Raw genomic sequence first — 22,875 nt, 5'->3', positions numbered from 1 at the left:
TTTATCGGCTATTTTTATTTTCGCAGCTTTAAGACAACATCTTCATCAGGTGTGACAAATAAGGTTTGCTGATGATCATACGTGACAAAGCCTGGTTTTGCTCCGTTTGGTTTTTTCACATGCCGAATTTTCGTATAGTCGACAGGGACGGAGCTTGATTCTTTTGCTTTAGAGAAGTAGGCAGCAATTTGTGCCGCTTCTAGCAAGGTTTGTTCATCAGGCGCTTGGTGGCGGATGACGACATGTGATCCAGGGATATCCTTTGTGTGCAGCCAAATGTCATCACGAGCTGCCGCCTTTGTGGTCAAATACTCGTTTTGTTTGTTGTTTTTTCCAACTAAAATTGAAATGCCTTGAGAAGATTCATACGTTTCCAGCTGAATGGCTGACGGTTTTTTCTTTTTGGCATGACGCTTTTGTTTGGCACGCAAATATTTTCCTTCAACAAGCTCTTCTCTTATTTCCTCTAAATCTTTTGGTGAGGCAGAGGTCAGCTGCTGGATCAGCTCTTCAAAATAAGCAATTTCTTCATATGTCCGCTCAATTTGTTCTTTTACAGCCTCTACGGCATTTTTTGCCTTTTGATATTTTGTAAAATACGCCTGTGCATTTTCAGAAGGGGTCTTATTTGTTTTGAGCGGAATCGTCATCTCTGCGCCTTCTTCATCGTAATAATTGATGACTGTCGCTTCTTTATCCCCTTTTTTTATCGCATATAAATTGGCCGTAAGCAATTCGCCATAGAGCTGGTACTTATGCGCGTTTTGAGATTCTTCTAGGGTTCTTTTTAGTTTTTTTAGCTTGTTTTCATTTTTCTTCTTTTCATTCACAACAAACCGTTCAAGGTCAGATGCCTGCTGTTTGACTCTGTCTCTTTCAGCTTTTCCGAAATAAAAACGGTCAAGCAGCTGGCTGAGAGAATCAAACGTCTTCATGTCACCATTGACATGCTGAAGTTCTAATAAATAAAAATACTCTTTCCCATCTTTTCTTGTCAGCTGCGGGGTAAAGGAATGCGACTGAATGAGCTGAAACATCTCGAGCAATGTACTTGGAATCGTTTCCTGATTGGCAAGACCGGCTCTATGGACAGCTTCCTTTGCAAACAGGGGAGAAACCCCAGAGAACGTATCGACAATTTGATTGGCGATTTTCCCTTCTTGAAAACGTAAATGCTTTAAAATATCTTCCTTTGTCACGTCAAAAGGATTCAGCTTTTGCTGAGCAGGGGGCAGAAGATATTCATGTCCTGGCAGTACCGTTCGATAGCTGTTCACAGATGGAGAAAGGTGTTTCAGTCCGTCAATGATCTGCTCCGTTCCGTCTTCCACGAGAATCAAGTTGCTGTGCCGGCCCATAATTTCAATATAAAGCTTACGGGTCTGTTCATCGCCAATTTCATTTCGGCTTCGCACGTGCAGCACGATGACGCGATCTAATCCAATTTGTTCAAACCGTTCAATGAATCCTCCTTCAAGATGCTTCCTGAGGAGCATACAAAACATTGGAGGTTCGCTTGGATTATCATCATGATGCTCTGTGAGCTGCACTCTTGCATAGCTCGGATGAGCGGATAAAAGAAGCTTATGATTCTTCCCGTTTGCCCGGATATGAAAAATCAGCTCGTGTTTATATGGCTGATGTATTTTCGAAATTCTTCCGCCAGTTAATGTTTCTTGCAATTCATTTGTCATACCGTATGTAAAAATGCCGTCAAATGACATGTTGGATACACCCTCTTCTTTCACACAAATCTACTGAAAGAACCTTACGTATTCTCGTTCTTTAGGCAGTCTTATTATTATAGCATGATTTAGGACGAGTCTGAATAAACTGGCTTATAGAACACGGCATATGAGAGAGAACAAAAGAGGAGTGGACGAGGTCAAATGAATTGGCATGAACTGAACCAAACCGATTTATTAAAAACAATGAATACATCGATAGGTGACGGACTGTCAGAAAAAGATGTGCAAAAGCGGCTTGAAAAGCACGGACCAAATGAATTGCAGGAAGGGAAAAAGGCGTCGGCTTTCGTCCTCTTTTTAGCGCAATTTAAAGACTTTATGGTGTTAATCTTACTTGCGGCAACGATCATTTCTGCCTTTTTAGGTGAATACGTTGATGCATGCGCGATTGTGGCGATTGTCTTTATTAACGGTGTGCTCGGCTTTTATCAGGAACGGCGGGCGGAAAAATCCCTTCAAGCGCTAAAGGAATTATCAACTCCGCATGTGTATGCAAGGAGAAACAATGAGTGGGTCAAGATTCCGTCAAAACACCTCGTACCAGGAGATATTTTGAAGTTTTCAAGCGGGGACCGAATTGGGGCAGATATCAGATTGCTCGAAACAAAGAGTTTAGAGATCGAAGAATCTGCCCTCACAGGAGAGTCCATCCCAGCGGTCAAACATGCGAGTCCACTTTCACGAGATCATGTCTCGCTTGGAGATTTGACGAACATGGCCTTTATGGGGACGCTTGTCACGAGAGGAAGCGGTGTAGGTGTTGTCATCGGTACAGGAATGAATACGGCTATGGGACAAATTGCTGGTATGCTGGATTCAGCAGGCAATATGGAAACACCGCTGCAAAGACGTCTTGAACAGCTTGGGAAAATTCTGATTGTTGCTGCTTTATTTTTAACTGTGCTTGTTGTTGTGCTTGGTGTGGTGCAAGGTCATGATTTGTATCATATGTTCCTAGCGGGTGTATCTCTCGCTGTTGCTGCGATTCCAGAAGGACTGCCGGCGATTGTAACCGTCGCACTTTCCCTCGGCGTGCAGCGGATGATGAAACAGAAATCAATTGTCAGAAAGCTCCCGGCTGTGGAAACACTCGGCTGCGCCTCCATTATTTGCTCTGACAAGACAGGAACAATGACACAAAATAAAATGACCGTGACACATGTGTGGACAGAGGGGAAAACATGGCATATTTCTGGCACAGGGTACGAGCCGTCAGGTGATTTCACCTTAAACGGAGAGCTTGTCCATGTGGATAAACATCCGGCCCTGCAAAAGGTGTTATTATACGGAGCACTTTGTAATACATCGACTATCGTTGAAAAAGATGGAGAGATGAGGCTTGACGGCGATCCAACAGAAGGAGCTCTTCTCACCGCAGCGCGTAAAGCGGGTTTTACGGAGCAATTCATAGAAGCGGGATTTCATGTAGTGGAGGAGTTTCCTTTTGACTCTGAAAGAAAAATGATGTCAGTCGTTGTAGAAACGAATCAGAAAGAGCGGTATGTGATTGCCAAGGGTGCACCAGATGTGCTGATGAACCGTTCAAGTCATATGATGCACGGCGGACGCACCGCCTCATTTTCAAAGGCCCATCGACAAGAAACGGAAGCTGCGATTAAAGGGTTAGCAAGACAAGCGCTTAGAACCATTGCGATTGCATATAAAAAAGTAAGTCTCACAGAAAAAATCACATCTGTTCAGCAGGCAGAAACCGGTCTGACATTTATCGGCCTAGAGGGCATGATTGATCCACCTCGTCCTGAAGTCAGACGAGCAATTAAAGAGTGCCGAGATGCTGGCATTAAAACGGTGATGATTACAGGCGATCACGTAGAAACAGCTAAAGCGATCGCTAAGGATTTAAGCCTTTTACCAAAGCAAGGAAAGGTACTTGATGGGAAAGCATTGGACCAGCTTAGCGACAAAGAGCTTGAGCAAACGGCTGAAAATGTGTATGTGTTTGCACGGGTATCTCCAGAGCATAAGCTAAGAATTGTAAAGGCTTATCAAAAAAATGGTCATATTGTGGCGATGACAGGTGATGGGGTCAATGATGCGCCAGCAATTAAACAAGCAGATATCGGCATATCAATGGGGATTACCGGGACAGATGTAGCCAAAGAAGCTTCTTCTCTTATTTTACTTGATGACAACTTTGCGACCATCAAATCCGCCATTAAAGAGGGCCGGAATATTTATGAAAACATTCGCAAATTTGTCCGCTATTTGCTGGCATCAAATGTTGGAGAAATTTTGGTCATGCTGTTTGCAATGCTCTTAGCGCTTCCACTGCCTCTTGTTCCCATTCAAATATTATGGGTAAACCTTGTAACAGACGGTCTCCCGGCTATGGCTCTTGGAATGGATAAGCCTGAAGGCGATGTGATGAAGAGAAAGCCGCGGAACATGAAAGAGGGCATTTTTGCAAGAGGGCTTGGCTGGAAGGTCATATCAAGAGGATTTCTTATCGGGCTTGCCACCTTGTTAGCCTTTATGTTTGTGTATCACCGCGATCTGAACAATCTTCAATATGCGCAAACGGTTGCTTTCAGCACACTCGTTTTGGCGCAACTTATTCATGTGTTTGACTGCCGCAGTGAACGATCAATTTTCGAACGTAACCCATTTGGGAATGTATACTTGATCGGTGCTGTTTTGTCCTCACTGCTGCTGATGCTTGTCGTCATTTATTACCCGCCGCTTCAGCCAATTTTCAAAACGGTGGCGATTGCACCAATTGATTGGCTGCTGATCATCGGCATGTCCGCACTGCCAACTTTTTTACTGGCAGGATCACTTTTGACAAGAAAAAAATAATTCGTTATGGTATAATTTTGAGGTAATAGTGTCTGCTATTACCTTTTTCATTTTATTAATATGAAAGAATTGGGTGTTTTAACATGATACGCAGTATGACGGGATTCGGCCAAGCGAGTAAAACGGATGGAGAACTGACAGTGTCAGTCGAGCTAAAATCGGTCAATCACCGTTTTAAAGAGGTTCATGCCCGTTTGCCGAGGCCGCTATTATATTTCGAAGATACATTGAAAAAAATCATTCTTCGTCACGTGCAGCGCGGTAGAATTGAGCTGTTTGTCACGATTGAAGGCGGTAAACTAGCAAGCCGGTCTTTGCAGATCGACTGGCCGCTCGTGGATGAATATATGAAAGCCGCAAAAGACCTTGAGGACCGCTATCACATTTCAGGCATTGAGCATGCACATGACTTACTTAAGCTGGAGCATGCTGTTCAAGTAGAAGAGTCGGTCAGCCGAAATGAGCAGCTCGAGCAATTGCTGATAGACACTTGTGAAGAAGCTGTCAAGGAGCTTTGCTTTATGAGAGAGCAAGAGGGGACATCACTTCAAAAAGACTGTGAACTCAGGCTGTCTGAGCTAGAGGCTTTTACAGAAGAAATAAACGTCTTCGCGCCAGAGGTTGTGAGTCAGTACAAAGAACGATTGAATCAAAGATTGAAGGAATGGATCGGCGAGGCTCTTGAAGAAAGCAGACTGACCACAGAGGCGGCCATCTTTGCAGATCGCTGTGACATTACAGAAGAGATCACACGGTTAAAAAGTCATTTTCAGCAATTCCAGCAAATTTTGACGCAAGGCGGAGCTGCCGGCCGAAAGCTTGACTTTCTAGTACAGGAGCTCAACCGTGAAGTGAACACGATTGGATCTAAAGCAAACCATCATCATTTAACAAAGCTGGTGGTTGAAATGAAAAGTACTATTGAAAAAATAAAAGAACAAGTGCAAAATATAGAATAGTCATTGTGTATGCTGTTTACAGTGCGTCTCTTTCGGCGAGACTAGAGACGTTTATATTACAGGGGGACGAAAGAAGATGACCATAAAGTTGATCAATATCGGATTTGGAAACATCATTTCAGCGAATCGGATGATTTCAATTGTCAGTCCGGAATCAGCACCGATTAAACGAATGATACAAGACGCAAGAGATCGAGGCATGCTCATAGATGCTACATACGGAAGAAGAACCCGTGCTGTTGTCATTATGGACAGTGACCATGTCATCTTATCTGCCGTTCAGCCTGAGACTGTCGCGCAAAGACTTTCTGTAAAAGAAGAAATCATAGATGAAGGGCAGGGGTAATACGCCATTATGAAAGAAAGAGGACTTTTAATCGTTCTCTCTGGACCTTCGGGAGTTGGAAAAGGAACGGTCAGACAAGCCATTTTCTCCCAGGAAGATACGAAATTTGAATACTCTATTTCTGTGACAACGCGCAAACCACGTGAAGGTGAAAGAAATGGTGTTGATTATTTCTTTAAAACCAGGGAAGAATTTGAAGATATGATTGAAAACAAAAAGCTGCTAGAATGGGCAGAATATGTCGGGAATTACTACGGCACGCCTGTTGACTATGTTGAACAAACATTGAGCGAAGGAAAAGATGTTTTCCTTGAAATCGAAGTGCAAGGTGCACTTCAAGTAAGAGAAGCATTCCCGGAAGGTCTCTTTATTTTCCTTGCACCGCCTAGTCTTTCAGAGCTTCAAAACCGCATTGTGACGCGCGGTACAGAATCTGAGGATCTTATTCGAAACCGAATGGCTGCTGCAAAAGAAGAGATTGAAATGATGGATGCTTACGACTATGTTGTTGAAAACGATGATGTCGAACTTGCTTGTGAAAGAATTAAAGCGATCGTCCTTGCAGAGCATCTGCGCAGAGACAGAGTCGCACCAAGATATAAAAAAATGCTGGGGGTAGAATAAACCATGTTAGATCCTTCAATTGACTCATTGATGAACAAACTTGACTCAAAATATACGCTTGTCACAGTGGCTGCACGCCGTGCACGTGAAATGCAGATCCATCAAGATCAACAAATCGAAAATACAAAGTCCTACAAATTTGTAGGGAAAGCACTTGAAGAAATCGATGCTGGTCTTTTGACATTCGAAAAAGAAGAGCAAGAATAACACATCGCTTCTGCAATGCAGATACGATACGTTCAAAAAAGTCAAAACTATGATTGGTTTTGACTTTTTTGAATTGTAGACGAATTTGTGAAAAAGGCCGTTAAGGGGGACAAACAAATGTTACAGTCAAAAAATATTTTACTCGGCGTCAGCGGAGGAATCGCCGTATACAAAGCAGCTGCACTCACTAGTAAACTCGTACAGGCAGGCGCAAACGTAAGAGTGATTATGACGGAATCTGCCCGTGAGTTTGTGTCTCCGCTCACCTTTCAAGCCCTATCTCGACATGAGGTGTATGTGGATACATTTAAAGAAAACAATCCAAAAGTCATTGCGCATATTGATGTAGCTGACTGGGCCGATCTCATTCTTGTTGCCCCTGCAACAGCGCATACAATTGGTAAAATGGCCGCAGGACTTGCTGATGATATGCTCACAACGACCTTGCTTGCTTCAACAGCTCCTGTATGGATCGCACCGGCCATGAACGTGCACATGTATGACCACCCAGCTGTCAAGCGGAACATTCGCACATTATATGAAGACGGCTACCGGTTTATTGAGCCAAGTGAAGGCTATTTAGCGTGCGGGTACATTGGGAAAGGGCGTCTAGAAGAGCCAGAGAAAATTGTTGAACACATTCGTGCGTTTTTTGAAGAGCCAAAAAGGCTGCCGCTTTCAGGTAAAAAAGTCGTGGTGACAGCAGGTCCTACACGAGAAGTAATCGATCCTGTTCGTTTCTTTACAAATCGATCGACCGGGAAAATGGGCTATGCCATTGCAGAAGCTGCCCAGCAAATGGGGGCTGATGTCACGCTCATTTCAGGGCCTGTTTCTTTATCTGCGCCTGATGGTGTGAACGTGGTGCACGTTGAATCAGCTGCGGATATGTATCAGGCAGCTTTAGATGTGTACGAGGATGCAGACCTTGTGATTAAATCAGCAGCAGTTGCCGATTATACGCCTGTTACGACCTATTCTCATAAAATGAAAAAACAGGATGGCGCAATGGAGATTGAATTCACGCGGACAAAAGATATTTTAAAAGAGCTGGGGAAAAGAAAAGAGCACCAAGTGCTTGTCGGGTTTGCAGCTGAAACGCAAGATGTAGAATATTATGCGAAAAAGAAAATCGAATCCAAGCATTTAGATATGATTGTCGCTAACAATGTCACAGCAGAGGGCGCAGGCTTTGGCACAGATACAAATGTCGCAGCGATTATCAAAGCAGACGGAACAAAAAAAGAGCTGCCAATGATGAGTAAAAAAGACCTTGCTTTTGAAATTTTAAAAGAGGCAAAACAACTGTTGCCAAAAGAGCGTGATCAAGCATGATTGCTGAAGTCATTGTGGATGTCACAACAAAAGCCATCGATCGGCCATTTGACTATCGTGTGCCAGACCGTTTCAAAGACCTTGTCAAGGCTGGTATGCGGGTGGTTGTTCCCTTTGGTCCGAGGAAGATTCAAGGGTTTGTGACAAAAATCAAAGACGAAACAGACGTAAAAACAGGCAGCATAAAGGACATTGTGGATTTATTTGATGTATCTCCTGTTCTGACAGATGAGCTATTGGAGCTTTCCCACTGGCTGACGGAAAAAACATTATCCTATCATATCACCGCTCTTCAATCCATGCTGCCGGCAGCGATGAAGGCCAAGTATGAAAAAGAAATTCAGGTGCTGTCAGATGAGGAACTTCCGCAGTCATTGAAAGAGCTTTTCGGTCAGCAAGAGAGCATCCTTTACGCTGACATCCCGCCTGAACAGCTGAAGCACATTCAAAAGCATGTCCAAAAAGGTCATCTAGAGGTCAGATACCATGTCTCTCAAAAATCTGGAAAGAAAAAGGTACGTATGCTTCAGGTTGCCGTTTCGAAAGAAAAACTCGAAGAAAAGCAGGAGCGGCTAAAGAAAAATGCGGTGAAACAGAAGGCATTGCTATCCTTTTTGGTTCGAGCAAATAAGGCGACGTTTTTAGCAAAAGACCTGCAGCAGCAAACAGGCGCTAGTTCTCAAACGTTAAAAGCTTTGATTCAGGAAGGTTTGTTAACAGAAAGCTACGAAGAAATCTATCGAGATCCTTATCGTGACCGGGAATTTACACCCTCTACTCCTCTTGATCTCACGACAGAACAAGCTGAAGCGGCCAAACCCATTCACCAAGCAGTGAGTGATGATCAACATGAAACGTTTTTGCTGCACGGGGTGACAGGAAGCGGGAAAACGGAGATTTATTTGCAGACAATTGATCATGTCCTCCAAAAAGGAAAAGAAGCGATCGTACTAGTTCCTGAAATCTCCTTAACCCCTCAAATGGTCCAGCGGTTTAAAGAACGCTTTGGCTCCAATGTGGCTGTTCTTCATAGCGGATTGTCGACTGGGGAAAAATATGATGAGTGGCGGAAAATCCACCGCAAGGAAGTCAAGCTTGTCGTCGGTGCAAGATCTGCTGTTTTTGCTCCATTTGAGAATTTAGGAATGATTATTATAGATGAAGAGCATGAATCGTCCTATAAACAAGAAGAAATGCCTCGGTATCATGCAAAGGATGTTGCCATTGAACGGGCTAGACGGCACCAATGTCCTGTTGTATTAGGCAGTGCAACGCCTTCGCTTGAGTCATATGCACGTGCGAAAAAAGGTGTCTATACATTGCTGACGCTAAAACGACGAGTGAACCAGCAGCAGCTCCCGCACGTCTCGTTAATTGATATGAGAGAAGAATTAAGGAACGGCAACCGGTCCATGTTCTCAGAAGAATTAATGCTCAGGTTAAAAGAAGTGCTGGAAAGGAAAGAACAAGCCGTTTTATTTCTCAATAAAAGAGGCTATTCATCCTTTGTGATGTGCCGTGATTGCGGATATGTGGAGCAATGTCCTCATTGCGAGATTTCTCTTACGTATCATCGCGATCAAAAACGGCTGAAGTGTCATTATTGCGGTCATGAAGCTCCGGTACCTGCTGAATGTCCGGAATGTAGCAGTGAGCATATTCGCTATTTTGGTACAGGTACGCAGCGTGTCGAAGAAGAGCTTACGAAGGTATTGCCTGAAGCGAGGGTGATCCGAATGGATGTGGATACAACCTCTCGAAAAGGGGCACATGAAAAGCTTCTCACGTCATTTGGCAACAAAGAAGCCGATATTCTGCTTGGTACGCAGATGATTGCAAAAGGCTTAGATTTTCCAGATGTTACACTTGTCGGTGTACTGAGTGCTGATACGTCCCTTCATATCCCTGATTTTCGTTCAAGTGAAAAAACATTTCAGCTTCTCACCCAAGTAAGCGGCCGGGCGGGCCGTCATGAAAAAGCGGGCTCAGTCATTATTCAATCGTATACACCTTCGCACTATAGTATTGAATTAACCAAGCAGCATGATTATGAAGCCTTCTATGAGCAGGAGATGCTGCATCGCCGTCATCAGTCCTATCCGCCGTTTTACTTTTTGGCCATGGTGACTGTGTCACATGAAGAAGTGACAAAGGCAGCACATGTAACGGACAAAATTGTTCAGTTCCTGAAAATGAACTGTGCACCGAATACAAGAATTCTCGGTCCGGCTGCTTCTCCAATCGCTAAGATCAAAGATAGATATCGCTATCAATGCGTGATAAAATACAAAAGGGAAAATGAACTGGCAAGTTTATTACGGAAAATACAAGATCATTATCAAAAAGAAATGGAACAAAAACAGTTGATGATTTCAATCGATATGAATCCATATATGATGATGTAAAACGGAGGGCTTTTAGTGGCAATCAAACCGATCGTCTTACATCCGGCAGACGTTCTTGAACAACAAACAGAGCTTGTTGATACATTCGATAAAAAACTCAAAAAAATGCTGGATGATATGTATGATACAATGCTTGAGCTAGATGGAGTCGGCCTAGCCGCACCGCAAATCGGCATCTCAAAAAGAATCGCTGTGGTTGACATAGGAGAAGATTCTGGAAGGATTGACTTAGTCAATCCAGAGATTCTTGAAGTGGAAGGGAGTCAGACAGACATTGAAGGCTGCCTGAGCTTTCCATCTTTGTACGGAACGGTCGAAAGACCAAATTATGTGAAGGTGAAAGCCTTTGATAAGAAAGGCAAACCATTTACAATAGAAGCAGAAGGATTTTTAGCAAGAGCTTTATTGCATGAAATTGATCATTTAGACGGCGTATTATTCACGTCGAAGATCATTCAAACCTATACAGAAAAAGAACTTGCGGAAATGGAAGGGTGAAGAAAATGGCACGTATTGTATTTATGGGAACCCCTGATTTCTCAGTACCTGTGCTGCAAACGCTCATAACAGAAGGATATGAAGTCGTAGGGGTCGTCACACAGCCAGATCGCCCGAAAGGCAGAAAACGAGTGCTCACGCCGCCTCCTGTGAAAGTAGAAGCCCTAAAACATGGCATTCCAGTTTTACAGCCTGAAAAGGTGCGTCTTGATGAAGAAATCGATAAAGTGCTTGCGCTAAAGCCTGATTTAATCGTAACGGCAGCATTCGGACAAATTTTGCCAAAAAGATTACTGGATGAGCCTGAATTTGGCTGTATCAACGTTCATGCCTCTCTTTTGCCAGAGCTAAGAGGCGGTGCACCGATCCATTATGCGATCCTGCAAGGCAAAAAGAAAACAGGCGTCACGATCATGTATATGGTTGAAAAGCTTGATGCAGGTGACATGATTAGCAAAGTAGAAGTAGAAATTGATGAATTAGACAATGTGGGAACACTGCATGATAAATTAAGTGTCGCTGGTGCGGCCTTATTAAAAGACACGATTCCAAATATATTAAGCCGGTCCATCTCGCCAATCCCGCAAAATGAAGAGGCAGCAACCTATGCACCAAATATTAAGCGGGAGCAGGAAAGACTAGACTGGACAAAACCAGGAGAAGTGCTTTACAACCAAGTTCGCGGCTTAAATCCATGGCCAGTTGCCTATACTGAATGGAACGGCGCCAATTTAAAGGTGTGGGAAGCGAAAAAAGTTCCGCTCCAAACTAAGGAAGAACCTGGAAAGGTGATTGAGCTGCAAAAAGAAGGGCCAGTCATTGGAACGGGGAATGAGCAAGGCCTTTTATTAACGAGTGTACAGCCCGCTGGAAAGAAAAAAATGAGCGGTGAAGACTTCTTAAGAGGCGCAAATATCGAAATTGGACAGAAATTAGGGTTATTAAATGAAGAAAAGTAATGTGAGAGAAGTAGCGCTGGACGCTTTAATTAAACTTGAACAAAATCAAGCCTACAGTAACTTGCTTTTGCAGTCAGTGATGAAAGAGCAAGAACTTTCGGATCAGGACAAACCGCTGTTAACAGAGCTTGTATACGGTACACTGCAAAATAAGCTGGCACTTGATTACATGCTCACGCCTTTTGTGAAAAAACCGCAAAAAGTGGCTCCGTGGGTGATGCAGCTTTTGCGTATGTCTCTGTATCAAATGGTTTACCTTGAAAAAATTCCAGATCGTGCGGCCATCCATGAAGCAGTCGAGCTCACGAAAAAGCGCGGACATAAAGGCATTTCGTCACTTGTCAACGGTGTTCTTCGTTCTGTACAAAGAGAGGGAGTCCCATCATTTGATGCCATCAAAGATCCGGTCAAGCGGCTATCGGTGGAGACAAGCCACCCATTATGGCTCATTCAGGAATGGGTTGAAGCGTACGGATTTGAAGCAGCAGAAAGCATGTGCCGCATTCATTTAGTACCGCCAAAGCAAACCCTTCGTGTCAATCGAATGAAGACGGACCGCGCGGCATTACAGCAAGAACTAATGGATGCAGGAATTGAAACAGAGCTTGGCGACTTATCTGAGGATGCACTTAAGCTCATGAAAGGCTCTATCGTAGCCACTCCTTTCTTTCAAGAGGGCTTTGTGACGATTCAAGATGAAAGCTCCATGCTTGTTGCAAGAGCGCTTGACCCGCAGCCGGGAGAAATGGTGCTCGATGCCTGTGCGGCTCCTGGCGGAAAATCAACACATATCGCAGAGCGAATGAACGATGAGGGGAAAATTGTGTCGCTTGATTTACATGAACACAAAGTAAAACTAATCAAACAAGCAGCAAAGCGCCTGAACTTAACTAAAATTGAGGCAAAAGCGCTCGATGCAAGAAAAGCATCAGATGCTTATAGTGAAGCTTCGTTTGACCGCATTCTCATTGATGCACCGTGTTCAGGATTTGGCGTCATCAGACGAAAACCAGATATGAAATATACAAAGTCTCCAGAAGACGCAGCAAGACTTGCAGCGATTCAGCAAGCCATCCTGCATGAAACAGCTCCGCTTTTAAAGCCGGGCGGAACCCTTGTATACAGTACATGTACAATGGATCCAATAGAAAATCAACAAGTGATTCATGCGTTTTTACAAGAACACCAAGACTTCGAACCCGATCTATCTCTTAATGAACGGCTGCCTGAGCAGGTTGCTCCGTTTGTTCAAAATGGAAGTGTGCAAATCCTTCCTCATTATTTCGGAACAGATGGTTTCTTTATTTGCAGCATGAGAAAGAAGGGATAAAAAATGACAGAACAAAAACGAAAAGTAAGAAAAGAACTGAAAACAGACATGCCGTCGATCTATTCATTTGAGCTTCACGAAATCAAAGAATGGTTAAAAGAACAAGGCGAAAAGCCTTTCCGTGCAACGCAAATTTTTGAGTGGCTTTATGAAAAACGTGTCACATCCTTTGACGAAATGTCTAACCTCTCAAAGGAGTTAAGAGAAAAACTAAAGGAACAATTTGCGATCACAACATTAAAAACAGTGATTAAACAAACATCTCAAGATGGAACGATCAAGTTTTTATTTGAATTACATGATGGCTATACAATCGAAACAGTGCTGATGCGTCACGAGTACGGCAACTCTGTCTGCGTGACAACACAGGTTGGCTGTAGAATTGGCTGTACATTCTGTGCATCTACACTTGGCGGTTTGAAACGAAACCTTGAGGCAGGAGAAATCGTTGCCCAAGTACTGAAAGTGCAGCAGGCGCTTGATGAAACAGATGAACGCGTCAGCTCTGTTGTGATCATGGGAATTGGTGAACCATTTGATAACTTTGAAGAAATGCTTGCCTTCCTTAAAATCATTAACCATGACAATGGCTTAAATATTGGCGCACGTCATATTACGGTTTCAACGAGCGGGATCATTCCAAAGATTTATCAATTTGCTGATGAGCAAATGCAGATTAACTTTGCTGTCTCTCTGCACGCACCAAATACAGAGATTAGAAGTCGCCTCATGCCAATCAATAAGGCATATAAGCTACCAAAATTAATGGAAGCCATTGAATACTACATTCAAAAAACAGGCAGACGTGTGAGTTTTGAATACGGCCTGTTTGGCGGAGTCAATGATCAAGTTCATCACGCAGAAGAACTGGCTGATTTATTAAAAGGAATCAAATGCCACGTAAACCTCATCCCGGTGAACTATGTACCGGAGAGAGATTATGTAAGAACACCGAGAGAACAAATCTTCCTATTTGAAAAAACGCTGAAAGAACGAGGCGTAAACGTAACGATTAGACGAGAGCAAGGCCATGACATTGATGCTGCTTGCGGTCAGCTAAGAGCGAAGGAGCGTCAGGAAGAGACGAGGTGACGAATGTTGATAAGGGCAGCCTTTCAAACCGATACAGGAAAAGTCCGTCAGCATAATGAAGATGATGCAGGTATTTTTGAAGCAAAAGAAGACGCAATTCTAGCTGTTGTAGCAGATGGAATGGGAGGTCATCTTGCTGGTGATGTAGCCAGCAAGATGGCAGTTTCTTCTTTAAAAGAATACTGGGAGGAAACATCTTCAATTCCAAGTAATCCAGCCGATCAAGAAAGCTGGTTAATCTCAAAAGTGAGCGACATTAATGACCAAATATATGAACATGCAAGAAACAATAAGGAATGCCAAGGAATGGGGACGACCATTGTTTGTGCGCTCGTTCATTTGCAAACGGTCACAATCGTCCATATTGGTGACAGCCGCTGTTACTTACTAAGAGATGGAGCACTGACCCAATTAACGGATGATCACTCACTTGTCAATGAGCTTGTGAAAACAGGCGAGATCTCAAAAGCGGATGCAGAATATCACCCAAGAAAAAATGTGCTCACCAAAGCTTTAGGAACGGATAAACACGTTCAAATCGATGCACGAACTTTTGAAATTGATCCAGGAGATCAAATTTTGCTTTGCTCAGATGGGTTATCCAATAAAGTAGAAGAAGAGAACCTAATTCAGATTTTAACGCAAACAACCGCACCAGACGAAAAAGTAACAGAGTTAGTTCAAACAGCGAATGACAACGGCGGTGAAGATAACATTACAGCAGTACTGTTAGAAATCTCCTCCCAAACAGAGGAGGGTGACAGCACGTGTTGATCGGAAAAAGGATCAGCGGCCGTTATCAGATTCTTCGCGTCATAGGCGGAGGCGGAATGGCAAACGTTTATTTGGCGGAGGATATGATTTTAGATCGCGAAGTGGCGATTAAAATTTTGCGGTTTGACTTTGCAAGCGATGATGATTTTATTAGACGTTTCAGGAGAGAAGCGCAATCAGCCGCAAGCTTAGACCACCCAAATATTGTCAGCATCTACGATGTCGGAGAAGAAGATGACATTTATTATATTGTCATGGAGTATGTCGAGGGGATGACGCTGAAAGAATACATACACACCAATGGCCCGCTTCATCCAAAAGAAGCCGTTCGCATCATGGAGCAAGTCGTGGCTGCGATGGAAGAAGCCCATGCGAAACAGCTCGTCCACCGGGACATTAAGCCTCACAATATATTAATAGACAACATGGGGAATATCAAAGTCACTGATTTTGGCATTGCCATGGCACTCAGCTCAGCGACCATTACCCATACCAATTCTGTTCTTGGCTCTGTTCATTATTTATCTCCAGAGCAAGCACGCGGAGGTCTTGCAACGAAAAAATCAGACATCTATTCACTTGGTATTGTGCTCTATGAGCTCATCTCAGGACGCATGCCATTTGAAGGAGAATCTGCTGTCAGTGTCGCACTGAAGCATTTGCAGTCAGAACCGCCTTCTGTGAGAAGATGGAACCCTTCTGTTCCACAAAGCGTGGAGAACATCATTTTAAAGGCGATGGCAAAAGATCCATTTTATCGATATGAAGATGCATCTGAAATGCAAAAGGATTTAAAAACGGCTTTTGACCCTGCAAGACTAAAAGAAAAACGCTTTGTGATTGAAGAAGATCATGAAGCAACAAAAGCCATTCCCATTATGAAAGATCATCAAGTTGATCAAGATCATGAAAAAACAGCCGTTCATCCAGTTCAAAAGCCGAAGAAAAAAGAAAAACAAAAACCGAAGAAAAAACGAAAAAAATGGCCGTGGATCGTGGCGTCGATCTTTTTTATTTTGACGACCGCGACGATTTTAGCGATCACTGTATTTCCGGGATTCCTTTTTCCAAAAGATATAGAGGTCACCGATGTGTCTGGCATGACAGTTGAAAAAGCAGAAGATACCTTAAAAAAAGCCGGATTTACTGTCGCAGCTGATCCTATTGAGATCGCTGACAATGAAATTGAAAAAGGACTTGTCGTCAAAACGGATCCGAACATCGGAACAAAAGTAAAAGAAGGAACAGAAATTCAGCTTTACGAAAGTACAGGTAAAGAAAAAACCGAATTACCTGATGTCACAGGTGAAAAGGTCGAGAAAGCAAAAGAAATATTAGAGAAAAAAGGGTTTAAACAGGTCGTCGTGGAGGAAGTGAATGATAATGACACCGAATCAGGGATCGTCATGGAACAGCAGCCTTCCGCCAGCACAGAGCTTGTCGCCGCAGATGAGGAAGTCACTTTAACCGTGAGTTTAGGTCCTGCCGATATTACCTTACGTGATTTAACAACGTATAGTAAGCAGGCAGCATCGAATTATTTAGAGGACAATGGACTCAAGCTTGATGAAAAAGAAGCGTATTCTGATGATGTGCCAAAAGGCGAGGTCGTGAAGCAGGAACCAGAAGCGGGGACAGCTGTCAAACCAGGCGATACGGTCAAAATTACGTTCTCTCTTGGACCAAAAGCAAAACCGGCTAAAACGGTGACTGAAAAGATTTCGATCCCGTATGAACCAGAAACGGAAGGACAGGAGATGAATGTCCAAATTTCCATTGATGATGCAGAACATAGCATTTCTGATTTATATGAAACCTTTAAAATCACTGCGCCAACTGAGCGAACGATTAAATTTAAGATTGAACCAGGTCAAAAAGGATATTATCAGGTGACGGTGGATGATAAAGTGGTGAGCTCCAAAACGATCGAATACCCTGATGATGAATAAAGGAGGGACTTTATGCCTGAGGGCAAAATTATTAAAGCATTAAGCGGATTTTATTATGTGCTGGATGAGTCTGAAGAAAGTGGAAAAGTGATTCAGTGCAGAGCAAGAGGCATTTTTCGTAAAAACAAAATAACACCTCTTGTTGGAGATTATGTCGTCTATCAAGCAGACAACGATAAGGAAGGCTACTTATTAGAAGTAAAAGAGCGGACAAATGAACTTGTTCGGCCGCCCATCAGTAACGTTGATCAAGCGGTGCTTGTTTTCTCAGCGGCAGAGCCTACCTTTAGCACATCGCTTTTAGACAGATTCCTCGTGCTTGTTGAAGCCAATCATATCAAGCCGTTGATCTGTATCACAAAAATCGATCTGCTGAAAACAGAGCAAGAGCGTGAGGCCATTCAAGCATATGCAGAAGACTATCGACAAATTGGATATGATGTTCATTTAACATCCACGATTGAGAAGGATGGAATTGAACAGCTGACCCCGCACTTTTACAATAAAATCACCGTATTTGCAGGTCAGTCTGGTGTAGGTAAATCCTCTCTTTTAAATGCGATGAGCCCTGATTTGGCGCTGAAAACAAATGATATTTCCTCCCATCTTGGCAGGGGAAAACATACAACAAGACATGTGGAACTCATACGAACGGCTGAAGGGCTCATTGCAGATACACCTGGCTTCAGCTCACTTGAATTTACAGGCATCGAAGCGGAGGATTTAGGGCTCTATTTCTTAGAAATCAGAGAGAGAAGCGCAGATTGTAAGTTTAGAGGCTGTTTGCACGTGAAAGAGCCTGGCTGTGCGGTAAAAGATGCTGTAGAGCATGAGCAGATCAGAGAGTATCGCTATCAGCATTATTTAGAATTTTTAGCTGAAATCAAAGACAGAAAGCCGAGGTACTAAATCATGGTTTATATTGCCCCTTCCATTTTATCAGCAGATTTTGCTCATTTGGAGAAAGATATCCGTGATGTGGAACAAGGCGGAGCGGATTATATTCATATTGATGTGATGGATGGTCATTTCGTACCGAATATCACATTTGGACCAAATGTAGTGGAAGCGATCAGACCGCATACAAAGCTGCCACTCGATGTCCATTTAATGATTGAACAGCCAGATGAGTATATCCCTGCATTTGCAAAAGCAGGCGCTGACATCATCTCTGTTCATGTCGAGGCGTGTCCGCACTTGCACCGCACGATACAGCACATCAAAGAGCAAGGTGTAAAAGCAGGGGTCGTCTTAAACCCGCATACACCTGTTTCTCAAATTGAGCATGTATTAGAGGATGTGGATCTAGTATTATTCATGACGGTGAACCCTGGTTTTGGCGGACAGGCGTTTATTCCATCCGTCCTCGAGAAGGTAAAAGAAGTAAAGGCACTTAGTGAACAAAAGGGCTTAACCGATTTACTCATTGAAATAGACGGCGGTGTCAACGTGGAAACAGCAAGAAGCTGCAAGGATGCAGGTGCTAATTTACTCGTCGCCGGCTCAGCGGTATACGGAAAAGACAACCGCGCAGCAGCCATTCAGGCGATTCGAGAAGCGTAAGGAAAGGAACCAAAGTTATTGTGAGCTTTGGTTCTTTTTTCAATGGAGAGGAGCGTAATCATGCACATACATATCGTCGCCGGCGGTCCTTTTGAATACATCCCGCCGCTTACTCATGAAGCATCTCGTGAAGACATTCTCTGGGTCGGTGTAGACCGTGGGACTCTTTTCTTACTAGCAGAGGGCATTGTTCCTGAAAGAGCATTTGGTGATTTTGATAGTGTGACAGAAGAAGAGCTTCATGAGCTAAAAAAGACATTGCCTGCGCTGAATGTTTTTCAGGCAGAGAAAGATGAAACTGATTTAGAGCTTGCGCTTAACTGGGCACTTCGTCAGAACCCATCGCATATTCAAATCTACGGAATCACAGGCGGCAGAGCGGATCATTTTCTGGGAAATATCCATCTCCTTTACAAAGGCATTCAGCACAAACAGAGCATCACACTCGTAGACAAACAAAATATCATTCAAATGTTTGGCCCTGGTACATACGCAATCAAACAAGACTTAGGTAAAAAATATGTGTCGTTTCTGCCCTTCGGTACATCGGTTGAAAAGCTGACATTAAAAGGTTTCAAATATCCTCTGAAAAATTGTCATATTGAGCCAGGTTCCACACTATGTATTAGTAACGAACTCATCCACTCAAATGGTACTTTTTCTTTTCATGAAGGCATATTAATAATGGTAAGAAGCAAAGATTGACCAACCTATCAACGTGGATGGCTGATTAAGCTCAATTGTGCTGCAAGCGGTACTTTTAGGAGGGGGACAAAATGAAATTTTATACAATCAAACTGCCTAGATTTCTTGGCGGCATTGTCCGTGCGATGCTTGGTTCATTTAAGAAAGATTAATGAGTAATCTCCTTTATTTCCACATAAAAACGCCTGCTACATTTAACTGTAGCAGGCGTTTACTCTTGCTTATACACGCTCAACTTTACCAGATTTCAAAGCTCGAGCTGATACATATACTCTTTTAGGCTTACCGTCCACTAGAATACGAACTTTTTGAAGGTTCGCGCCCCATGTACGTTTTGTAGAGTTCATTGCGTGAGAACGGTTGTTCCCAGCTTTTGTTTTTCTGCCTGTAATAACGCATTTACGTGCCATTTGTTTCCCTCCTAACTGCGAAAACATCATCATATTCTTCATATACGTACTTAGAGATGCCTCAAGATACTTTAATAATTTACCACAGCTTCAAGGGGTTTGCAAGGATTGTTTCCACCTCTTTCAAGAAAAATACCTTGACATCTTGATAAAAAATCAAGGCTATAGTATAAGTAGGATTGGGTCGGATTGAATGATTTCTTTTAAAAAGAAGGGTCTTATAGTAAAATAGTGATAACTCAGGGCAATTTCTCAAAAAGGGGGAACCAATGTGTCCATTGAACTTAGAACGAAATACGGACAAATTGATATATCAAATGAAGTCATTGCAATGGTGGCAGGAGGCGCTGCGATCGATTGCTATGGTATTGTTGGCATGGCGTCCAAAAATCAAATAAAGGACGGCTTGACGGATATTCTCCGCAAAGAGAACTTCAGCCGGGGTGTTCTTGTGCGTCAAAAAGAAGACCGCATTCATATTGATATGTACATCATCGTCAGCTACGGTACAAAAATATCAGAAGTCGCACATAATGTTCAAACGAAAGTCAAATATACGATTCATCACACAATTGGACTTTCAGTTGACTCAGTCAACATTTACGTACAAGGAGTAAAAGTTACGAATCCGTAGTAAGGAGGAAATATATTGTCTATTAGAAATCTTGATGGCCGCTCATTTGCAAAAATGATTCTTGCAGGTGCACACCATCTTTCTCAAAACGCACAAATTGTTGATGCGTTAAATGTTTTTCCAGTGCCAGACGGAGACACGGGGACAAATATGAATTTGTCGATGACTTCAGGGGCAAAAGCAGTTGAAGAAACTAATACGAATCATATTGGCAAGGTTGGGGTGGCTCTCTCAAAAGGGCTATTGATGGGCGCAAGAGGAAACTCAGGTGTCATCCTGTCTCAGCTCTTCAGAGGGTTCAGTAAAAATATAGAGCACAAAGAAACGATTGACGCCAAAGAATTTGCCCTTGCCTTGCAGGCGGGTGTTGATACAGCATATAAAGCCGTCATGAAACCGATTGAAGGCACCATCTTAACGGTTGCAAAAGACGCAGCAAAGAAAGCGGTTGCTGTTTCAGCGGCAGAAGATCAAATTGATCGTGTTCTTGAATTAACGATTGAGGAAGCAAGAGCATCACTTGACCGCACACCAGATCTCCTTCCAGTATTAAAAGAAGTCGGTGTTGTAGATAGCGGCGGTAAAGGGCTTCTTTGTGTATATGAAGGTTTTCTTGCTTCTTTAAGAGGAGAGGATCTTCCTCCTAAAACAGCCTCTTTGCCAACATTAAAAGAACTTGTGAGTGCAGAGCATCATAAAAGTGCACAAAGCCATATGAACACAGAAGATATAGAATTTGGCTATTGTACAGAATTTATGGTGAAATTTGAAGAAGATAAACAGTCCTTTGAAGAAAATGCCTTTAGAGAAGAATTAAGCGAATTCGGAGATTCACTTCTTGTGGTATCTGATGATACGCTAGCGAAGGTTCATATTCATGCAGAGCACCCAGGAGAAGTCTTATCATATGCACAGCGCTACGGCAGCTTGATCAATATGAAAATAGAAAACATGAGAGAGCAGCATAGCTCGATCGTCAATGAAGAAAAAGATCACTCGACTGCTGCACCAAAAGCACCTGCTGCTAAAAAACAGCGTTTTGGGGTAGTGAGTGTTGCAATGGGAGAAGGAATTGCGGACTTGTTTAAAAGTATCGGGGCTTCCGTCGTGATTGAAGGCGGGCAGACGATGAATCCGAGCACAGAAGACATTGTCAAAGCAATTGATAGCATTCATGCCGAAACCGTCTTTATCTTACCTAATAATTCTAATATTGTCATGGCAGCTAAACAGGCGGCAACTGTCTCAAGTCGTGAGGTCGTTGTTATTCCGACGAAGACTGTTCCTCAAGGGATGTCGGCACTTCTTTCTCTAAATGAAACAGCTTCAAATGAAGACAATGAAGCAGCGATGCTAGAAGCGATTGATCATGTGAAAAGCGGCCAAATTACCTTTGCAGTGAGAGATACCCAAATTGATGGAATCGACATTGCTAAAGGCGATTATATGGGTCTATACAATGGAAAAATCACCTTAACAGCTAAAAATCAATTAGATGCTGCAAAAGAGCTTTTGAACCAAATGGTGACAGAAGATGATGAGATTGTCACCATCATTAAAGGCGAAGATGCAACATCTGATGAGATGGAAGCGTTAGAAGCATATATTGAAGAAACATTTGAAGATGTAGAAGTTGAAGTCCACGATGGGAAACAGCCGCTTTATTCATATATTTTGGCTGTTGAATAAAGAAAGAAGGGCACATAAAGCCCTTCTTCTTCTTTTGCAATTTTTTACTAGGCGTTCATTGCTGAAATGAGTTGCGGGAATCGAATGAATCCATTAGTCTAAAGGAAGAAACAAACCACTACGCAAGCGGTTATGAGAGGGGAAGACCTATGAAATTTAGAAGTGTGTTTGATATTATTGGACCCGTCATGATTGGTCCATCAAGTTCGCACACAGCGGGTGCGGCTCGTATAGGAAGAGTGGCACGCAGTTTATTCGGAAGAGAACCGAAACGAATTGTCGTTTCATTTTATGGCTCTTTTAAAGATACGTATAAAGGACACGGTACAGATGTAGCCATTATTGGCGGTGTTCTTGACTTTGATACATTTGATGAACGAATCAAAACAGCGATCGATATTGCCAAAAGCAAAGGCATCGAGATTGAATTTATAGAAGAAGATGCCGTACCAGCGCATCCGAATACAGCAAAAGTAGACATCTCAGATGCGAATGGAAAGCTTGAATTAATTGGGATTTCCATTGGCGGAGGTAAAATCGAAATCACAGAATTAAATGGCTTCGAGCTTAGACTTTCAGGTAATCACCCAGCCATTCTTGTCGTTCATAACGATCGCTACGGGACGATTGCGGCAGTTGCCAATGTGTTAGCGAAATTTGCGATCAACATCGGTCATATGGAAGTGGCGCGCAAAGAGGTTGGGCAAGAGGCACTGATGACCATTGAAGTGGATCAAAATATTGATCCGGCGGTTTTATCAGAGCTGGAGACGCTACCTAACATTATTCAAGTGACACAAATTGCAGAGTAACAACAAGGAGGTTATGTAG

The 22,875-nt window shown here is 43.0% G+C and carries 22 protein-coding genes; 20 read left to right on the top strand and 2 right to left on the bottom strand.

Annotated elements, in window-relative coordinates; translation table 11 throughout:
- Positions 1-14: 14 nt before the first annotated feature.
- Complete coding sequence (locus BK049_RS00760; RefSeq protein ID WP_071167643.1) at positions 15-1,724, bottom strand: Rqc2 family fibronectin-binding protein; 1,710 nt, start codon at positions 1,722-1,724, stop codon at positions 15-17.
- A gap of 165 nt (positions 1,725-1,889) precedes the next feature.
- Between BK049_RS00760 and BK049_RS00755 the strand changes: the two genes are divergently transcribed.
- From BK049_RS00755 to spoVM, 17 genes are all read left to right on the top strand, one after another.
- Positions 1,890-4,565, top strand: a complete 2,676-nt coding sequence (locus BK049_RS00755) for a calcium-translocating P-type ATPase, SERCA-type (protein WP_071167642.1) — start codon at positions 1,890-1,892, stop codon at positions 4,563-4,565.
- A gap of 83 nt (positions 4,566-4,648) precedes the next feature.
- Positions 4,649-5,524, top strand: a complete 876-nt coding sequence (locus BK049_RS00750; RefSeq protein ID WP_008354579.1) for a YicC/YloC family endoribonuclease — start codon at positions 4,649-4,651, stop codon at positions 5,522-5,524.
- A 76-nt stretch (positions 5,525-5,600) separates the two neighbouring features.
- Positions 5,601-5,870: an extracellular matrix/biofilm regulator RemA gene (gene remA, locus BK049_RS00745; protein WP_008344898.1), complete on the top strand. Its 270-nt coding sequence runs from the start codon at positions 5,601-5,603 to the stop codon at positions 5,868-5,870.
- 9 nt (positions 5,871-5,879) lie between these two features.
- Positions 5,880-6,494, top strand: a complete 615-nt coding sequence (gmk, locus tag BK049_RS00740; protein ID WP_071167641.1) for a guanylate kinase — start codon at positions 5,880-5,882, stop codon at positions 6,492-6,494.
- A 3-nt stretch (positions 6,495-6,497) separates the two neighbouring features.
- Entirely contained in the window at positions 6,498-6,701 is a 204-nt protein-coding gene (rpoZ, locus tag BK049_RS00735) for a DNA-directed RNA polymerase subunit omega (RefSeq protein WP_008354574.1), read from the top strand.
- Between the two features lie 117 nt (positions 6,702-6,818).
- Positions 6,819-8,036 (top strand): bifunctional phosphopantothenoylcysteine decarboxylase/phosphopantothenate--cysteine ligase CoaBC, encoded by a 1,218-nt coding sequence (gene coaBC, locus BK049_RS00730; protein ID WP_071167640.1) that lies wholly within the window; start codon positions 6,819-6,821, stop codon positions 8,034-8,036.
- Positions 8,033-10,441, top strand: coding sequence for a primosomal protein N' (gene priA / locus BK049_RS00725; protein ID WP_008354568.1), 2,409 nt, complete (start codon positions 8,033-8,035; stop codon positions 10,439-10,441). The genes coaBC and priA overlap by 4 nt, the downstream gene beginning before the upstream one ends.
- A gap of 15 nt (positions 10,442-10,456) precedes the next feature.
- Positions 10,457-10,939: a peptide deformylase gene (gene def / locus BK049_RS00720; protein WP_008354566.1), complete on the top strand. Its 483-nt coding sequence runs from the start codon at positions 10,457-10,459 to the stop codon at positions 10,937-10,939.
- A gap of 5 nt (positions 10,940-10,944) precedes the next feature.
- On the top strand, positions 10,945-11,898 hold the full coding sequence (gene fmt / locus BK049_RS00715; RefSeq protein WP_071167639.1) for a methionyl-tRNA formyltransferase: 954 nt from the start codon (positions 10,945-10,947) through the stop codon (positions 11,896-11,898).
- The gene (rsmB, locus tag BK049_RS00710; protein ID WP_071167638.1) at positions 11,885-13,228 is read left to right on the top strand and encodes a 16S rRNA (cytosine(967)-C(5))-methyltransferase RsmB; all 1,344 of its coding nucleotides are present in this window, start codon (positions 11,885-11,887) and stop codon (positions 13,226-13,228) included. The genes fmt and rsmB overlap by 14 nt, the downstream gene beginning before the upstream one ends.
- 3 nt (positions 13,229-13,231) lie before the next feature.
- Positions 13,232-14,320, top strand: coding sequence for a dual-specificity RNA methyltransferase RlmN (rlmN, locus tag BK049_RS00705; protein WP_008354560.1), 1,089 nt, complete (start codon positions 13,232-13,234; stop codon positions 14,318-14,320).
- Between the two features lie 3 nt (positions 14,321-14,323).
- Positions 14,324-15,094: a Stp1/IreP family PP2C-type Ser/Thr phosphatase gene (locus tag BK049_RS00700; RefSeq protein ID WP_071167637.1), complete on the top strand. Its 771-nt coding sequence runs from the start codon at positions 14,324-14,326 to the stop codon at positions 15,092-15,094.
- Positions 15,088-17,043, top strand: a complete 1,956-nt coding sequence (pknB, locus tag BK049_RS00695; protein ID WP_071167636.1) for a Stk1 family PASTA domain-containing Ser/Thr kinase — start codon at positions 15,088-15,090, stop codon at positions 17,041-17,043. The genes BK049_RS00700 and pknB overlap by 7 nt, the downstream gene beginning before the upstream one ends.
- A 12-nt stretch (positions 17,044-17,055) precedes the next feature.
- A complete protein-coding gene (gene rsgA / locus BK049_RS00690; RefSeq protein ID WP_008354556.1) occupies positions 17,056-17,952 on the top strand; it encodes a ribosome small subunit-dependent GTPase A in 897 nt (298 codons plus the stop codon).
- A gap of 3 nt (positions 17,953-17,955) precedes the next feature.
- Positions 17,956-18,606 (top strand): ribulose-phosphate 3-epimerase, encoded by a 651-nt coding sequence (rpe, locus tag BK049_RS00685; protein WP_008354554.1) that lies wholly within the window; start codon positions 17,956-17,958, stop codon positions 18,604-18,606.
- 60 nt (positions 18,607-18,666) lie between these two features.
- Positions 18,667-19,311, top strand: coding sequence for a thiamine diphosphokinase (locus BK049_RS00680; protein WP_008354552.1), 645 nt, complete (start codon positions 18,667-18,669; stop codon positions 19,309-19,311).
- A 71-nt stretch (positions 19,312-19,382) separates the two neighbouring features.
- Positions 19,383-19,463 carry a stage V sporulation protein SpoVM gene (gene spoVM, locus BK049_RS00675; RefSeq protein WP_008354550.1) on the top strand — a complete coding sequence of 27 codons (81 nt, stop codon included), beginning with the start codon at positions 19,383-19,385 and terminating at the stop codon, positions 19,461-19,463.
- Between the two features lie 69 nt (positions 19,464-19,532).
- Here spoVM and rpmB read toward each other — a convergent pair whose 3' ends face one another.
- Entirely contained in the window at positions 19,533-19,721 is a 189-nt protein-coding gene (gene rpmB / locus BK049_RS00670) for a 50S ribosomal protein L28 (protein WP_003212514.1), read from the bottom strand.
- A 271-nt stretch (positions 19,722-19,992) separates the two neighbouring features.
- Here rpmB and BK049_RS00665 point away from each other — a divergent pair, with 271 nt between their 5' ends.
- The 3 genes from BK049_RS00665 to sdaAB all read left to right on the top strand — a co-directional run bounded on the left by BK049_RS00665 (position 19,993) and on the right by sdaAB (position 22,856).
- Positions 19,993-20,355, top strand: a complete 363-nt coding sequence (locus tag BK049_RS00665) for an Asp23/Gls24 family envelope stress response protein (RefSeq protein ID WP_008344871.1) — start codon at positions 19,993-19,995, stop codon at positions 20,353-20,355.
- Positions 20,356-20,370: 15 nt separating this feature from the next.
- Positions 20,371-22,044 (top strand): DAK2 domain-containing protein, encoded by a 1,674-nt coding sequence (locus tag BK049_RS00660; protein ID WP_071167635.1) that lies wholly within the window; start codon positions 20,371-20,373, stop codon positions 22,042-22,044.
- 149 nt (positions 22,045-22,193) lie between these two features.
- The gene (gene sdaAB / locus BK049_RS00655) at positions 22,194-22,856 is read left to right on the top strand and encodes an L-serine ammonia-lyase, iron-sulfur-dependent subunit beta (protein ID WP_008354546.1); all 663 of its coding nucleotides are present in this window, start codon (positions 22,194-22,196) and stop codon (positions 22,854-22,856) included.
- Positions 22,857-22,875: the final 19 nt, after the last annotated feature.

The sequence above is a fragment of the Bacillus xiamenensis genome, assembly GCF_001857925.1.
Classification (GTDB): Bacteria; Bacillota; Bacilli; order Bacillales; family Bacillaceae; genus Bacillus; species Bacillus xiamenensis.
This window is presented reverse-complemented; position numbering and strand designations above follow the sequence as displayed.

Coding starts and splice junctions, on each gene's coding strand:
- BK049_RS00760 (WP_071167643.1), bottom strand. CDS start 1,724: ATGTCATTTGACGGCATTTTTACATACGGTATGACAAATGAATTGCAA.
- BK049_RS00755 (WP_071167642.1), top strand. CDS start 1,890: ATGAATTGGCATGAACTGAACCAAACCGATTTATTAAAAACAATGAAT.
- BK049_RS00750 (WP_008354579.1), top strand. CDS start 4,649: ATGATACGCAGTATGACGGGATTCGGCCAAGCGAGTAAAACGGATGGA.
- remA (WP_008344898.1), top strand. CDS start 5,601: ATGACCATAAAGTTGATCAATATCGGATTTGGAAACATCATTTCAGCG.
- gmk (WP_071167641.1), top strand. CDS start 5,880: ATGAAAGAAAGAGGACTTTTAATCGTTCTCTCTGGACCTTCGGGAGTT.
- rpoZ (WP_008354574.1), top strand. CDS start 6,498: ATGTTAGATCCTTCAATTGACTCATTGATGAACAAACTTGACTCAAAA.
- coaBC (WP_071167640.1), top strand. CDS start 6,819: ATGTTACAGTCAAAAAATATTTTACTCGGCGTCAGCGGAGGAATCGCC.
- priA (WP_008354568.1), top strand. CDS start 8,033: ATGATTGCTGAAGTCATTGTGGATGTCACAACAAAAGCCATCGATCGG.
- fmt (WP_071167639.1), top strand. CDS start 10,945: ATGGCACGTATTGTATTTATGGGAACCCCTGATTTCTCAGTACCTGTG.
- rsmB (WP_071167638.1), top strand. CDS start 11,885: ATGAAGAAAAGTAATGTGAGAGAAGTAGCGCTGGACGCTTTAATTAAA.
- rlmN (WP_008354560.1), top strand. CDS start 13,232: ATGACAGAACAAAAACGAAAAGTAAGAAAAGAACTGAAAACAGACATG.
- BK049_RS00700 (WP_071167637.1), top strand. CDS start 14,324: ATGTTGATAAGGGCAGCCTTTCAAACCGATACAGGAAAAGTCCGTCAG.
- rsgA (WP_008354556.1), top strand. CDS start 17,056: ATGCCTGAGGGCAAAATTATTAAAGCATTAAGCGGATTTTATTATGTG.
- rpe (WP_008354554.1), top strand. CDS start 17,956: ATGGTTTATATTGCCCCTTCCATTTTATCAGCAGATTTTGCTCATTTG.
- BK049_RS00680 (WP_008354552.1), top strand. CDS start 18,667: ATGCACATACATATCGTCGCCGGCGGTCCTTTTGAATACATCCCGCCG.
- spoVM (WP_008354550.1), top strand. CDS start 19,383: ATGAAATTTTATACAATCAAACTGCCTAGATTTCTTGGCGGCATTGTC.
- rpmB (WP_003212514.1), bottom strand. CDS start 19,721: ATGGCACGTAAATGCGTTATTACAGGCAGAAAAACAAAAGCTGGGAAC.
- sdaAB (WP_008354546.1), top strand. CDS start 22,194: ATGAAATTTAGAAGTGTGTTTGATATTATTGGACCCGTCATGATTGGT.